We start from the raw sequence: 14,871 nt of genomic DNA, 5'->3' as shown, positions 1-14,871 counted from the left end.
CTAATTAATGAGAAAAATAGCACACTATAAAGTCAAAATAAAAGCAGAATTTTCAAAGTTTAATCATATATTAGAGCGACTTAAATTTAAGTTTGTGATTGTTAACTTTGATTAATAAACCAAACTAAATCACTCAACTTTAGTCGAGTTCAGGTAGGCACTTATCCTGTCCATTCATGAAATGGTGGGTGGCCAATTCAAACATAGCGAGGTCTTCATCGCTATTTCCATAGGCATAAACATGCTCATAGTCTTGAAGGTTAAATTGCTCCAAAACTCGAATTTTCTTTTGCTCACCACTACAGTCTAAGGTTTGATATAAACCAGTAAGCTTTTGGTTATTGGTTGCTGTTTCGGTACAAATCAGTTTGACCCCGAGCTTTTCGGCCACAGGTTTAAGATATAAATCGACTGAGGCAGAAACCAATACGACTTCATGACCGCGTTTTTGGTGTTGCTGTAATTGTTCATACAGTGAAGGATTGAGTTCTGCCATCAAATGTTCAGCATATTGCGCTGCTTGATTTAAAACCTGCTCATGATTGGCTTGGCTAAACATTGCGGCATACAGGCGAGGACGCATTGCATGTGCAGGATATAGCTTGAGATAATAGCCTTGAATCCAAGGGAGAATTTTAATCCCTTGGCGAACAATATGCCGTTTAGGTAGGGAATAGAAGATGAACCCTGTAAAACTGTCTTTGTTACACAGGGTTCCGTCAAAATCGAATAAGGCTAGAGTTTTAGGCTTTTGATGCGGCGCATGCATGTTTGATAACGTCCATCGACTCGTGTGGCAAACCAATTGGTATTGTAATCACGGCTTAATTTCGGCCCCGAAATTACGACTTCAGGCATCATCGCGTAAAACGGTTCTTTTCCAGTCTTTTCTTGATACAGCTTTTTGACCGCTTTATACGTCAAAGTATCTTCAAAGTCCTGATCTTTTTCTTTTTTAAGATCTGAACGAATTTGACGTGGCGTCGCAATCACATTATTTTCTGCAAAAACGGCAATCAGCGCAGTTTCAGACTGGCTTTTTGCTGAACGTGGAGAACCATCTTTATTATAAAGTAAGAGGTCACCATCTAAGCCGAGCTCAGCAGGGGTTAAGTCATTCAACATGCTTTGGAATGCCGCATTACGACTCGAATAACGACCCGAGTTATAATCTGCAAAACGATAAATCGGTTTGTCATATTCAGCTGGATACATCATTAAACGGTGGATGCCGTAATACAAACCGCCATATTGGCTATACATGTCAGTACGTAGAGCAGCAATATTTCCACCTTGGCGTTTGTGGTCTTTGGCATAGCCTATATGAACTTGCATGGAACCCAAAGTGGTAATGGGGTTGAGCTTTTCACCAATATCTTGTCCAACCAGTTTCGCTGCGCCCGTCAAAGCACTCACGTGATAATGTTTAGACATATAGTCAAAAATTTCACGATATAACTCGTCTAGTTCACGTTCAGTTTGTACACGGCGCATTTGGCTCAGATAGTTATCTTCTGGACTCGGTTGATTTTTTAACACATCTTGGAAATAGCCAGCGACTGTACCACCGATGCCATCACCCAATTTATCTTTAAACTTTTCTTCAAGACGATCTTGAACTTCTTTGACGGCTTTTTCACCGAGTCCCGGCACATGCGGGTCGGCAACAAAATTGGACTCTTGATCGACTACAGCAACAATCGTACAAACATTTTCTTTCGTGGTTGGAATACCGAGCTGATCACTAATGTCGTAGATATCATTGGCCCATGACAGACGTTCATTCACGCGAGGTGGAATGGCTTTTTTAATCTGTTCCGCTTCCATAGTGGGTTCATCTTTGCTCCACCATGAACCATTACCACAGGCAGCCAAGCCAATGGATAAAGCCAGTACAGAAAGGGATTTAAAGCATAATGTGGTCGAAAAAGTTTTGTTCATATTTTCCAATAAACTCAGCCATATGGGGGCGACAAAGCAAGAGCAGTATACTATGCAAAATACATAAGTAATGAATAAATATGTATATGCCTCATAGGGGACTGTCAATCTATTTATGGAGATCTACGCGTGTAAAAACAAGCAGTTCTGTCAGGATGATTGGAAAAAGAATGCTTTTTGAGCTAAATAGATGAATATTCCAATATCATTTTCAACAGATTATAAAAATGAAGGTATATACTAGCTGAAATCCATAATTTTTTAAGGGAATTATTATGCCAGCTAAATTTTTCAGTCGTTTCTTGGGTTTGATTGCGTTAGTTATGGTATTGGGGGCAATCATTATTAACTTTGTTGTGGCTAAACCGATGGTGGAATATTGGATCTTACTCTTACTACCTTGTTTTGCCGTTCCAATTTTAACCTCAGTGATGATCACGAAGGATGAAAATCTTTAACATCATCGTTCAGTAAATCTATATTTCAATCCAATAGATGATGAATACTCAGTCTGTGCAAAAAGCTCACATCGGGTGGGCTTTTTGTTGATGTGTCTAAAGTATTTTATACTGTGCAAATGAGAAATTTAAAACGCCAGCACAAATTAAAGGTATCAAACGTGATTTGGTCAACTGAACAAGATGCCGTGTTGATCGAACATGCAGATTTAGCTATGTCTGAATTAATCCAGCACTTGGGATTTAGTGAAGAAGACATTTTACAAAGAAAAAAAGTATTGGGTTTAAACCGGCGGGCACGTCAAATTCAACGTTTATATTTTAAATAATTGAAATCAAATTCATTGAAAGCTGCGACAGATCTAAAATGTCTGTGAATTTAAAAACCCACAATCTGTGGGCTTTTAAATTTTTGCTCAATTATTTTGCAACAGCTTCAGAAGCAGGAGCCGCTTCAGTTGCATCTTGAGCAACTTCAGTTGTTTGAGCTTCAGATGCAGCAGCTTCAACTTTTTGTTCTTCAGCAGCAAATGTAGTTGCAGCAGCAGCAGAGATAAGTGTAGCGAAAAGTACTTTGTTTAAAGTTTTCATGATTCAATCTTCAGTCTATTTTTTTGGAAAAAACAACTTAATGTATTAATCATGATAAAAGTGTAATTAAAATGAGTTGTTATGTGTCTAGATTGTGAACACATGCGAAAAATTATCATATTAAATCAATAGTTTGAAATCCATTACAAAATAATATGTGTCATTCAAATGTCGTTTAATATTTTAAAGACTTTAAAAAAAGACTTTAAAAAAAGAAAAACCCGAATAAATCGGGAAGTGTATTTTACGTTGTTATTACAGCGAAACTTACCCACTTTTCACTTAATAACAATTTATCGCACAATTATGACGCCATGATGAAAGGGAGATTATTCAGCAGGGCATTCAATTTTGAGTTTTTCTTTGTAATAGTCCTGTGCAATCTTCAAATCATTCAACATTTTATCTTGAGTATAGTCTTGGGCTGCGAGTTTGAGCATGGCAGGCATGTAGTTAGTTTTATATTCATGAGGGTAGTCATGACATAAGACTTGGGTTTTTTCCTTGATCGATGTACTTGGAGCATCTAAAACATCAAGGTATTGACTGATTTGCGCATCTGACTGCTCAAATTGTTGAGTCGCTTGTTCCGTTGTTAAATCAGCGTTTTGGCTTTCAGCTGCAGCCATCTCGTCATTGGGTTGTTGGCAGGCAGTCAGAAAAGTAGCGAAAAATATAAATGAGAGAATTTTCAATTTTTTCATAAAGTTCAACTCACTCGTGTGAATTTATAGATTTAAGTTTTCAATGATTTTAGCAGTATCCCTCTATAGTAACACCTGTACAGGCATATCTGCTGAAAGTCTGATGTTGAATCGATAGTGTGTTAACTACATGGCTGATGCATAAGTTTCAACGACTCTTAAGCAAAAGCGTAGAAATTTTTGTTTGGAATTACTAAACTATCGCATTGCAAATTTTCCGTCCAATTCCGAAGCTTCAAATTCCTCAATTCAATCGTTGAACGATGTTGATATTCATTGTCATCATTCAATTGCATAATCATTGCCATGAAACGTTTTTACGCTCAACTGATTTTGCGAACATAGATTTGAATTTAGCATTGTTGAATGTGGCTTCGAAGATTTCGAATCTGGTTCAGGCATCATTTGCTAAATATAGCTAGAGGTTAAAACATTGAGTCAACATCCTGTCATTCAAGAATTATTCGATCGTCCCATCGAGAGAAAACTGTGGGTGGCACCTATGGCAGGGGTTACAGATCGCCCATTTCGTACACTTTGCAAATATTTTGGCGCAGGTCATGCGGTCAGTGAAATGATGACAGCAGATAAGACGTTACGCATGAGTAAAAAGAGTCTTTATCGTGCCAATTTTGATGGTGAAATAGCGCCTATTTCTGCTCAAATTGCAGGGTCAGATCCAGCTGAACTGGCTGAAGCTGCTCGCTATCAAGTGGCAAATGGTGCGCAAATTGTCGACATTAATATGGGATGTCCGGCGAAGAAAGTCTGTAATAAGTTGGCAGGTTCTGCACTACTTAAAGATGAAGACTTAGTGGCTCGCATTTTAGATGCTGTGGTTGATGCAGTTGATGTACCCGTGACTTTAAAAACCCGCTTGGGCTATCTCAATGGTCATGAAAACATTATGCGCGTTGCGAAACGCGCCGAAGAAGCTGGCATTGCTGCATTGGCACTTCATGGTCGTACACGTGAAGATATGTATCTGAATACGGCGCGTTATAGCTTAATTAAAGATGTGAAATCGTTGATCAATATTCCTGTGATTGCCAATGGTGATATTGATACACCTGAAAAAGCCAAATATGTACTGGATTATACTGGTGCCGATGCAGTCATGATTGGCCGTGCAGCTCAAGGTCGCCCATGGATATTCCGTGAAATAGGACATTACCTGACGACGGGTGAGCATATGGCGGCACCAAGTATTATGGAAGTCCGTGACGTATTGCTCGGACATTTATCTGAGTTATACGGTTTTTATGGTGAATATTCAGGTTGTCGAATTTCACGCAAACATATTGCTTGGTACACCAAAGGTTTACGTTCAAGTAATGAGTTCCGCCAAAATATGTATAAAGTTGAATCTACAGCAGATCAATATAAAGTCGTCGAGAACTATTTTAATCACTTACTTGATCATGGTCAGATCATGAGTGATGTTCAAGTTGATCAGGTCAATTTGCTTGAAACCAAATAACTTAAAGCCAATCGAAATGGATCTGTGCAATGTGATACAAAGTAGGTCGATTAAAATTAGCTGGATTTATTTGAAATAGATTTAACTAACTTGATTCAAATGATCTGAAGCAATTATTAAATTGTGCATCGATGATGGCCTAAATTACATATAAAAAGCCCTCAATGTTGAGGGCTTTTTATAGGCATTCATGTTTGAATGACGCGTTGAGCCAAGTATTAGTTAAAGCGCATTTCTAAAACCAATTGATTGATCAAGTCAGGTGCTTCCAATTCACGTATTTGAGAGACGTTGGTTCCCGCCCAAAAAGCACCATATTCATGTATACCATGCTTGCTAGCAGCGGCATGTAATTGTTTGCCTAAATCATAGCTATATGGGTAAGCCGGAACGGTCGGGCGTGTTGGTGTGTCAATATCTGTGTGCCAGTTATTGATAATGCCACGCGCAGGACGACCTGAAATACTTGATGTAATCTGCGTGATGGGCGCATCAAATAATGCTTTGCGATAAGCCTCATTGGCATTTGAGCTTTTGCATTGCACAAAAGCAGTGCCCAGTTGAACAGCATCTGCTCCCAACTCCATAATTTGATAGGCTTGATGTCCATTCATAATTCCGCCTGCCGCAACAACGGGGCATTGAATATGTCGTTTTAAGAGCTGAACCAAGTCACGAGTCTTAACGCTGCTATCGAAGTTTTCATTGAAAATACCGCGGTGACCACCAGCTTCAATACCTTGAGCGATCACGATATCAATACCTGCAGCTTCGATCAATTTGGCTTCTGCTAAGTTGGTTGCAGAAACTAGAGTCAAAATACCCGCTTGTTTTAAGGCCTGAATTTGATGTGGGTGCGGAATATCAAAATGAAAGCTTACCGCTTTGGGGCGCGTTTCCAGTACGAGGTTTAGAAACTGGTCATTGTCTTTAAAGCTTGGGTAAATACAGTTGAGTGCTTCTGGAGCTTCTGCATTATATTGAGCAAAGCGTGATTTAAATTGCATGATCCATTTGGCAGCAACTTGTTCATCGAGTTCTACTGTGTCATGACAAAAAAAATTGACCTGAAAAGGTTGTTCAGTGAGTTCTTGAGTTTGTAATATTTGTTGACGTGCATTCTCAACACTGCTTGCACCTAAACCCAGTGAACCAAGTCCACCTTGATTTGACACTTCTGCAGCAAGTTCAGGTGTAGAAACACCTGCCATTGGGGCAAGAAATATAGGGTGTTTGATGCCAAGTTTTTCTAATAAAGTCATGTGCATACTCCAATCACTCTAAATACTTTGCCCAAGCGAGTGAAATTAAGCAAATAATATTCGTTATTTCATATCAAAATGGTCTTATGCTTACACGAAAGTTGTACTTGAAATTAAGCGACACCTCGTGTCGTAGTAATGATGTATGACCCGACTTTTGAGGTGGATCCTTTTAAAATAATGCTGTGTTCACTTTAAACTTTATAATTCTTCCATGTCTGAACGTATCCGTGAAAAACTGCAAATTTTAGCCGATGCTGCCAAATATGATGTCTCATGTTCTTCGAGTGGTAGTAAGCGCCAAAATAAAGACAAAGGTCTGGGTAATACTGGAAACGGTATTTGCCATAGCTATACCGAAGATGGCCGCTGCGTTTCGTTATTAAAAATTCTATTTTCCAATGTCTGTATTTTTGACTGCGCATATTGTGTGTCCCGTCGAAGTAACGACGTAAAGCGCGCAGCATTTACGGTACAGGAAGTGGTCGATTTGACTATGAATTTTTATCGTCGGAACTATATTGAGGGGCTATTTTTAAGTTCGGGGATTTTTAAATCGGCGGATTACACCATGGAACGTATGTTGCAGGTGGTAAAAAAACTGCGTTTAGAAGAAAATTTTAATGGTTATATTCATCTGAAGACCATTCCGGGGGCATCTCAGGAAATCATTACCGAAGCAGGTTTATATGTTGACCGTATGAGCATTAATTTAGAAATGCCGACAGAAGATGGTTTAAAAAAATTTGCACCTGAAAAAAGTCATGTCGAAGTCCAAAAAGACTTAGGTATTGTGCGAGATCGTTTGATTCAATTCAAAGATGAACGAAAAATAATACGTACAGTCCCCAAATTTGTACCCGCAGGACAAACGACGCAAATGGTGGTGGGCGCACATCAAGAGTCTGACCGTGATGTCATACTGATGGCAGACCGTCATTACAAAGAGTTTAAGCTCAAGCGTGTGTATTACTCGGGTTATATTCCAATTAATGAAGAGGAGCGTGCGCTGCCAGCTGTGGGGTCTGCGCCACCTTTATTACGAGAAAATCGGCTGTATCAAAGTGATTGGTTGATGCGTTTTTATGGGTTTGAAGCGACGGAATTGGTCGATGAAGAGCATCCAAATTTAGAATTGGATATTGACCCTAAATTAGCGTGGGCACTGCGTCATCCCGAGCAATTTCCCGTGGATATCAACCGTGCAGAATATCAGATGATCTTGCGAGTGCCGGGTATTGGTGTGCGTTCTGCTCAAAAAATTGTTCAAGCACGACGATTTGGGAAAATCCATATCGACCAATTAAAACGTATGGGTATTTCCTACAATAGAGCACAACATTTTATACGTTGTGAAGATTCTCCCAAATTTATTCGAGATCAACAGCCACATCAAATACGTCAGCAGATCTTGCAAAGTGGTCAGTCGAAATATACGCAGCAAGTTTCTCCACAATTGAACTTAGGATTTTAGGATACAGTCGTGAGTATTTATGTCTTTGATGGCACGATGACAGGATTGCTAAGCTGTATTTTTCGGGCCTTTCAATTTAAGCAATTTGATGTACAGATTTGTACGGATGGGCAAGTACAGGCGGGTCTTTTCGCCGATGTCATTGATGTAGCAAGTCATGATGAACATGCACAGCGGGTATGGCAGGGTTTAAAACTCAAAGCATCTGATCGTGCGTTGAAACAGTTTTATTATGCATTTTTATCCGAGCAGCAGCAGGCTTTTCAGCATTGCTTTAATTTTGCAGTGTATGTGTTTCAGCAGCAGCGAGATGTATCAAAGAATTATGGTCATGCAGACGTATTGGGTCTGAGTCAATGGGCGAAGCAAGTGGGACGTGAAAAACATCGTATGGAAGCTTTTGTGCGTTTTAAAAAATGTCAGGATGGTTTGTTTATTAGTTTAGTCTCACCTGATTTTAATGTATTGCCTTTGATCGAGCGGCATTTTAAGGCACGCTATCAAGATCAGCGTTGGTTGATTTACGATGAAAAACGCAACTATGGCATTTACTATGACTTAAAACAGGTGCATCAAGTGGATATGGATGCCAGAATCATAGATGGGCAAATACAGTCCGGCCATAGTCAATCTTTCAATATCGAACTGGATGATGATGAAGTTTTATATGATCAGCTTTGGAAAGATTATTTTAGAAGTGTCAATATTGAAGCCCGACGTAATATGAAATTACATGTGCAGTATGTGCCACGTCGTTATTGGCGTTATATGAATGAAAAAGCGATTTAGGTGCGAATCATCTGGCAATTTTCGGGCATAATGATTGCGCTTTTGATTGTTTAAGTGAGACCTTGATGAAATTATTTCTTGTTACGACCGTTCTGACGGCAATGACGCTCACGGCGTGTTCTGCAAATGAACAAGAAAAGAAAACATTCAATCCGCAAAGTTATCAAGTTGCCGATACTGCTGGATTACAACTACGCTTTGAACAATTAAACCAAACTCTAGCTATAGATTTTAGCCAACTGAAAAAAGTAGAAAGTTTGGCTTTTTCAGACCAATCCGCTTTAGATGTTCATAACTTAAAAACTTTAAATCAGCATTTTGTTGCCAACACCGCTTTAAAAAGCTCAAAAATTGCCTATTGCGAAGTAATGAATCATTATTTTTCTGAAATGTATCATCTCGGACATGTGAACTTAGCCTTGGTGAAAGACGTTAAACTGCCAAATGCCGCAAACGAAGATTTGAGTCAGGTATTTGCGAATGCAGACCAATTTTATGATTTTATTATCAACCGCTATACCACATACAAACAGGCACAAGAAACCATGCAATATGGTTGTAATCTAAAAGCAGCTCTGACAGATTAAAAAAAGCCCCTCATTTGAGGGGCTTTTTATTTACTGAAATTAGCAGCCTGTTAGTTTTTCCGGTTGTGGACGTTCACCAGGGAAGAAGATTGGACGTAGTTTGACGCCAATACCGTTCCCAATGAAGGCAAATACTAACCATAACCAACCGTGTAAACTACCTGAAGCGATACCGCTGAAATATGCACCAATGTTACAGCCGTATGCTAAACGTGCGCCATAACCCAACATCAAACCACCGATCACAGCTGCTAGCAGTGAACGTTTTGGGATATTAAAGTTCGGTGCAAATTTGCCTGCTAGGCTCGCTGCGAGTAAAGCTCCGAGCATGATGCCGAAATTCATCATTGACGTGATATCAAACCATAATGACTCGGTCAGTGCTTTAGCATTTGCAGGTTGCTGCCAATATGCCCAAGATGCGACATCGATCCCCATGACACTTGCTGATTTTGCGGCCCAAACGGCTAAGGCAGAGGTCACGCCCCAAGGACGGCCTGCAAGTGCGAGTGTGGCAAAGTTCAGTAAAGTCAGGATAATTCCGCCCCAAACCAATGGCCATGGACCACGTAGAAAACGTTTCCAGCCGTGTTGCATTGCTTGCGGCTCAACCTCAAGCTGACCATGGCGTTTCTTTTCAAAGTAAATTGTTGCTGCGGCAATCATTGCAAAGAGCACAAAGTTTAAAATCAGTGCAGGGACTACACCAAAGCTTTTGACTAAAGAAATCGGCTCAAAGTGGGGAAGGTCAAACCACCATTGAATATGTGAAGTTGCAATCAGTGAACCTGTACAGAAGAAGATCAGCGTTACAATCATACGTGCACTACCTGCGCCCACAGTGTACAGGGTGCCTGATGCACAGCCGCCGCCAAGTTGCATACCAATACCAAAAATAAAGGCACCGATCATCACGGACATTGAAACAGGATTAACGTTACCTTTGACTGGGTTGCCAAATAATTCACCCGCACCTAAGGCAGGGAAAAAAAGTAATACAGCCAAAGCCAACATGATCATTTGTGCACGCAAGCCACGACCACGACGCTCTTTAATAAAGACACGCCAACTCGAGGTAAAACCAAAAGAAGCATGATAAAGCGTCATACCCAAAGCACCACCAATTAAAAATAGCAATGCTTGGTTAACGCCCACAACCAGATAAGCACCAAGGGTGCCTAAAATTAATAAAACAAAAGCCACCCAAATCGATACATTGGATCGATTGGCTGGCGCAGCAATCACAGACATGGAGAAAAAAGCTTAAAAAATGTAGCTCTATTTTACGGTTTTTATATATTGTAAAAATGAATATTGTTGAAAAATCACACAATCATTGCTGCGTATAATTGATTTAACATATACGAAAAACTGATAAAGCGAGCGTTAAACTGGATTTACATTAAATAAAGAACCAATCCAACTAGAAAAAAGCATGGCTGCAATGCCCCAAAGCGCAACACGTAGACTGCCTTTCAACATAGAAGTGCCAGCTGCATAGCTGGCTAAAGCACCGAGGAGTGCTAGGGAAATCACGCCTACGGCCATAACAGTTTTTTCAATATGCATGTCAGCACTGATCAAGATCGCAACCATCGGAAATAGTGCACCAATTGAAAATGCTAAAGCCGATGAGAGTGCTGCTTGAACGGGTTTTGCTGCTGTATTGTCATGGATTCCAATTTCATCTCGCGCATGGGCCTCTAGTGCATCATGGGCAGTTAATTGGACTGCAACTTCATGGGCCAGTGTAGGCTCTAAACCACGTTGAATATAAATTTGGGTAAGTTCTTTAAGTTCTAGCTCAGGGTTCTTTTGTAGTTCTTTATGCTCCATGTGAAGATCTGCTTTTTCGACGTCTTCTTGAGATTTCACAGAGATATATTCGCCCGCCGCCATAGAGGTTGCACCAGAGATGAGTCCTGCAATGCAGGTAATGAGTAAGGTATGGCTAGAAGCACCACTTGCAGCCATGCCCATAATTAAACTAGTAACGGAGATAATGCCATCATTTGCACCGAGTACAGATGCACGTAGCCAACCCGTACGTTCCATAAAATGTTTTTCGGCATGATGTGAGTAAGACATTATTTTCTCTAAGTTTGTTATTTATATGACCTCATAAGATTGACCTGACATCAGTTAAATTTCAAGTTAAAAATAGATTGAAACAGTAAGTTGAATAAAATACAGATGTAAAAAAAGCACCCGAAGGTGCTTTTTTTTATAAAATGCTTATTGCTGCGCTTTTTCTTTCACGTCAGCTGCACCTTGTTCAACAGCACCTGCTGTTGCAGCAGTTGCGTCTTTAGCTGCTTCTTTGGCATTGTGTGCAGCAGCTTCAGCATTTTCTGCAGCATTTTCGGCTGCTGTCGCAGTTGCAGTTGCAGCATTATCTACAGCAGTAGCTGTTGCAGTTGCTGCTTCTGAAGTTGCATCAGCGATGTCATGGCCTGCTTGGTCAGCAGCGTTTTCTAGGTGTTCACCAGTTGTTGCACCTGTTTCTGGCGCTTTGTCTTTATTACAGCCAACAAGTGCAACAGTTGCAGCCAAACCTAAAGCAACAAGTAATTTATTCATTTTGATCTTTCCTTTTGTTGTTATGCCCGTAGCATGGGCTGAATTTATATTAGCTGAAAAAATATTCGATATTTGATCAAAAATTGTTGATTTAGTGTAATTTTATCCAGCTTATTTTGTAGTTTAAAAGGCTTTATATCTGCTTATAACGTTAAGGATTTTGACTAAATAATTCTTCAATTGAAGTCACAAGTAGATAGATAAATTCACTGTCTTCATGGCGCCATAAATATATTTCTTCCCCCAATTGTGTATCGTCTACCGTACGCATCAATAAATAATCGCCATCGCCGTTATGTGCAATAGCAATGCTTTTTTCAGGGAAGTCTTCTATTTCACTGATGGATTGATGTTCTACGGCTAGATGATTCATCGTACGTTTTATTCTTTTCACATCGCTGGTGTCTTGGAAGGGAAAAAGCCACCAAGCTTCGATGTCATCACCATCTTTAAATTCATCCGCACTAGAAAAGCTAATGCCGAATTCGCCACCATTATCAATTTGCATTCTGGCTTTATATTTTTCTGGAAACTTAAATCCTAATTGTTCTTCAGTTGCAGTAATAAATTTTAAGTCTAATGGAAAGGGCATGATGTTGTTCTTAAATTATTTTGGTGTTTTATGAATAAGCTAGGCGTAAATTTTAGTCAATATTTTTTTACACTCGTTATTTTTATCCTAGATGTTTTAGTTATGGACATACGGGCCATAAAAAAGCCTGCAATCAATGCAGGCTTTTTTGGGAAATTAATCTATTAAGTTTAAAGACCAGCAGATGCTTTAAGCGCTTCCACTTTGTCAGTTTTTTCCCATGTGAATGCGGTATCAGAACCTTCACGACCGAAGTGACCATACGCAGCAGTTTGTTGGTACATCGGTTGGATCAAGTTCAACATACGAGTAATACCGTATGGACGTAAGTCAAAGTGTTCACGTACAAGTGCAATAATCAAATCTTCAGATACTTTTGCAGTATTGAATGTGTTGATCGAGATAGATGTTGGTTCTGCAACACCAATCGCATATGACACTTGAATTTCACATTTGTCAGCTAGACCAGCAGCCACAATGTTTTTAGCAACATAACGGCCTGCATAAGCAGCAGAACGGTCCACTTTTGATGGATCTTTACCAGAGAACGCACCACCACCGTGACGAGCCATACCACCGTAAGTATCTACAATGATTTTACGGCCTGTTAAACCACAGTCGCCTACAGGGCCGCCAATCACGAACATACCTGTTGGGTTGATGTGGAATTTAGTGTCTGCATGGAACATTTCAGCAGGAATCACTTTTTTCACGATTTCTTCAATTACCGCTTCTTTCAATTGAGCTTGAGTAATTTTTGGATCGTGCTGAGTCGAAAGTACAACTGCGTCTAAACGAACTGGCATGCCGTTTTCATAAGCAAATGTTACTTGGCTTTTTGCATCAGGACGTAACCAAGCAAGTTTGCCTTGTTTACGTAGTTCAGCTTGTTTTTCCATTAAGCGATGCGCATATGAAATAGGTGCTGGCATAAGCACATCAGTTTCACGGCTTGCATATCCAAACATTAAACCTTGGTCGCCTGCACCTTGATCTTCAGGTTTTTGACGGTCTACACCTTGAGCAATTTCAGGTGATTGTTTACCGATCATGTTGATCACGGCACATGTTGAGCCATCAAAGCCAAGATCTGAATGATGATATCCGATACCATTTACGGTATTACGAACAATCGCTTCAAAGTCAACATTTGCAGTTGTTGTGATTTCACCGGCAAGTACAACCGCACCCGTTTTTACAAGCGTTTCACAAGCAACCCGTGCATATGGGTCTTCTTTTAAGATTGCATCCAAAATAGCATCACTGATTTGGTCAGCCATTTTATCCGGATGGCCTTCGCTTACAGATTCCGAGGTAAATACAGCGTACTCGCGCATAAGTCCTATCACAGTTAAATTTAAAGACGCAATATGTTACATCGAGAAAGCGTTTAGGACTAGCTCAACATGACCAAATTGGATGAAATTAATTCATTTCAATGACTTTTTAATTGATATAGGCATCTAAAAAATTGATATGAGCTATGGATTTCTCAATTTAAATTTTTATGATGAGATAAAACAGAGATATTGGGCTTTGGCACAAGCAACAATGTGATTAGGCGTTAAAATGCCTAAATTGGCTTTTTAAGTGAATCAATTATAAGAAAAAATCAAATCAGTATCCTGTGATTTATCAATGATGAATGTCATGAACTGCCAGAATATGACTGTTCATGACAATTAATCGTTTAATTTGAAAAATAAAACACAATAAATGCGGGCTTTTGAGACTTAGTATGCAAATTGCCTATTTGTCATTACGTTGAATGGGGAAACGTAATGAAACAGTCTGGTTTTACACTCATTGAAATTATGATCGTGGTGGCAATCATCGGTATTTTGGCTGCAATTGCTACTGTATCTTACAATGGCTATGTCGCTCGGGCGCAAGTAGCTGAAGTATTAACAATGATTTCACGCTATAAAATTAAATTGATGGAAAATTATTCAGAGGAACAAAGCTGTGTAGATTTGAATACAGCGCTGAATGAAAGTATCAGTACCAAGTATATTGCGAGTAGTGAAATTACTGATGTGGCAGGAACGTGTTCAGTGGTTTTTACGTTTAAAGCAGCAGATGTTAATTTTGCTCTTCGCTCAAAGCAGATCTATTTTAATATTCCAGATGATTTAAATGGTGCTTGGTATTGTCAATCGGATGATATTTCGCAGCGAAATTTACCTGCTACATGTCGTGGGATCTAAAGTATTGAATGTGAAACCGTGAGTATATTGGATAAGTGCTGATTTCACAGGGATGAGTATGCTCTTAGAGTTTCATAAATATTCATAGGTTTCTTTATTGAATATATTTCATATTTCTAATGGCCATTTATATGGATCGGCTTTGGCTGCTATTTATATTCACGATTTCCATTCGATGTAGCGGACTTTTATCAGTTATGAAACGG

General features: G+C 39.6%; 17 protein-coding genes. 7 read left to right on the top strand and 10 right to left on the bottom strand.

All coding sequences use genetic code 11. The features are described 5' to 3' along the window. Window positions 1-139: 139 nt before the first annotated feature. Window positions 140-769 carry an HAD-IB family hydrolase gene (locus tag FTU12_RS06980; RefSeq protein WP_180114037.1) on the bottom strand — a complete coding sequence of 210 codons (630 nt, stop codon included), beginning with the start codon at window positions 767-769 and terminating at the stop codon, window positions 140-142. Continuing rightward, window positions 736-1,941 carry a DUF1615 domain-containing protein gene (locus FTU12_RS06975; protein ID WP_180114036.1) on the bottom strand — a complete coding sequence of 402 codons (1,206 nt, stop codon included), beginning with the start codon at window positions 1,939-1,941 and terminating at the stop codon, window positions 736-738. Before FTU12_RS06975 ends, FTU12_RS06980 begins: the two co-directional genes overlap by 34 nt. Window positions 1,942-2,216: 275 nt before the next feature. On the opposite strand from FTU12_RS06975, the gene FTU12_RS06970 reads away from it, so the two are divergent. Together FTU12_RS06970 and FTU12_RS06965 are read left to right on the top strand one after the other, a co-directional pair. Beyond that, window positions 2,217-2,399 carry a hypothetical protein gene (locus FTU12_RS06970; protein ID WP_168377709.1) on the top strand — a complete coding sequence of 61 codons (183 nt, stop codon included), beginning with the start codon at window positions 2,217-2,219 and terminating at the stop codon, window positions 2,397-2,399. A 161-nt stretch (window positions 2,400-2,560) separates the two neighbouring features. After that, on the top strand, window positions 2,561-2,728 hold the full coding sequence (locus FTU12_RS06965) for an acyl-CoA thioesterase (protein ID WP_373683444.1): 168 nt from the start codon (window positions 2,561-2,563) through the stop codon (window positions 2,726-2,728). A 91-nt stretch (window positions 2,729-2,819) separates the two neighbouring features. On the opposite strand, the gene FTU12_RS06960 is transcribed toward FTU12_RS06965, so the two are convergent. Continuing rightward, entirely contained in the window at window positions 2,820-2,990 is a 171-nt protein-coding gene (locus FTU12_RS06960; protein ID WP_171262568.1) for a hypothetical protein, read from the bottom strand. Between the two features lie 329 nt (window positions 2,991-3,319). Further along, a complete protein-coding gene (locus FTU12_RS06955) occupies window positions 3,320-3,694 on the bottom strand; it encodes a hypothetical protein (protein WP_180027044.1) in 375 nt (124 codons plus the stop codon). Between the two features lie 475 nt (window positions 3,695-4,169). Here FTU12_RS06955 and dusB point away from each other — a divergent pair, with 475 nt between their 5' ends. Next, window positions 4,170-5,174, top strand: a complete 1,005-nt coding sequence (dusB, locus tag FTU12_RS06950; RefSeq protein WP_313042773.1) for a tRNA dihydrouridine synthase DusB — start codon at window positions 4,170-4,172, stop codon at window positions 5,172-5,174. A gap of 218 nt (window positions 5,175-5,392) precedes the next feature. Here dusB and FTU12_RS06945 read toward each other — a convergent pair whose 3' ends face one another. Then, entirely contained in the window at window positions 5,393-6,436 is a 1,044-nt protein-coding gene (locus tag FTU12_RS06945; RefSeq protein WP_180114035.1) for a nitronate monooxygenase family protein, read from the bottom strand. Window positions 6,437-6,650: 214 nt separating this feature from the next. Between FTU12_RS06945 and FTU12_RS06940 the strand changes: the two genes are divergently transcribed. The 3 genes from FTU12_RS06940 to FTU12_RS06930 all read left to right on the top strand — a co-directional run bounded on the left by FTU12_RS06940 (window position 6,651) and on the right by FTU12_RS06930 (window position 9,286). Next, the gene (locus FTU12_RS06940; protein ID WP_180106200.1) at window positions 6,651-7,910 is read left to right on the top strand and encodes a putative DNA modification/repair radical SAM protein; all 1,260 of its coding nucleotides are present in this window, start codon (window positions 6,651-6,653) and stop codon (window positions 7,908-7,910) included. Window positions 7,911-7,919: 9 nt separating this feature from the next. Next, window positions 7,920-8,699, top strand: coding sequence for a TIGR03915 family putative DNA repair protein (locus FTU12_RS06935; protein WP_180114034.1), 780 nt, complete (start codon window positions 7,920-7,922; stop codon window positions 8,697-8,699). Window positions 8,700-8,764: 65 nt separating this feature from the next. Then, window positions 8,765-9,286: a hypothetical protein gene (locus FTU12_RS06930; protein ID WP_180114033.1), complete on the top strand. Its 522-nt coding sequence runs from the start codon at window positions 8,765-8,767 to the stop codon at window positions 9,284-9,286. 39 nt (window positions 9,287-9,325) lie between these two features. On the opposite strand, the gene FTU12_RS06925 is transcribed toward FTU12_RS06930, so the two are convergent. The 5 genes from FTU12_RS06925 to metK all read right to left on the bottom strand — a co-directional run bounded on the left by FTU12_RS06925 (window position 9,326) and on the right by metK (window position 13,795). Further along, window positions 9,326-10,537: a YeeE/YedE family protein gene (locus FTU12_RS06925; protein WP_180114032.1), complete on the bottom strand. Its 1,212-nt coding sequence runs from the start codon at window positions 10,535-10,537 to the stop codon at window positions 9,326-9,328. A gap of 135 nt (window positions 10,538-10,672) precedes the next feature. Then, window positions 10,673-11,374 carry a VIT family protein gene (locus FTU12_RS06920; RefSeq protein ID WP_180034757.1) on the bottom strand — a complete coding sequence of 234 codons (702 nt, stop codon included), beginning with the start codon at window positions 11,372-11,374 and terminating at the stop codon, window positions 10,673-10,675. A 147-nt stretch (window positions 11,375-11,521) separates the two neighbouring features. Next, the gene (locus tag FTU12_RS06915) at window positions 11,522-11,866 is read right to left on the bottom strand and encodes a hypothetical protein (RefSeq protein WP_180106194.1); all 345 of its coding nucleotides are present in this window, start codon (window positions 11,864-11,866) and stop codon (window positions 11,522-11,524) included. A 151-nt stretch (window positions 11,867-12,017) separates the two neighbouring features. Next, entirely contained in the window at window positions 12,018-12,458 is a 441-nt protein-coding gene (locus tag FTU12_RS06910; protein ID WP_180114031.1) for an SMI1/KNR4 family protein, read from the bottom strand. A 170-nt stretch (window positions 12,459-12,628) separates the two neighbouring features. Further along, complete coding sequence (gene metK, locus FTU12_RS06905) at window positions 12,629-13,795, bottom strand: methionine adenosyltransferase (RefSeq protein WP_078188779.1); 1,167 nt, start codon at window positions 13,793-13,795, stop codon at window positions 12,629-12,631. 444 nt (window positions 13,796-14,239) lie between these two features. Here metK and FTU12_RS06900 point away from each other — a divergent pair, with 444 nt between their 5' ends. Further along, window positions 14,240-14,665, top strand: coding sequence for a pilin (locus FTU12_RS06900; RefSeq protein WP_180114030.1), 426 nt, complete (start codon window positions 14,240-14,242; stop codon window positions 14,663-14,665). Window positions 14,666-14,871: the final 206 nt, after the last annotated feature.

It is taken from the genome of Acinetobacter sp. YH12063 (genome assembly GCF_013419715.1).
Taxonomy (GTDB): domain Bacteria; phylum Pseudomonadota; class Gammaproteobacteria; order Pseudomonadales; family Moraxellaceae; genus Acinetobacter; species Acinetobacter amyesii.
The sequence above is the reverse complement of the archived record's forward strand: the minus strand, read 5'-3'. Positions and strand labels throughout refer to the sequence as shown.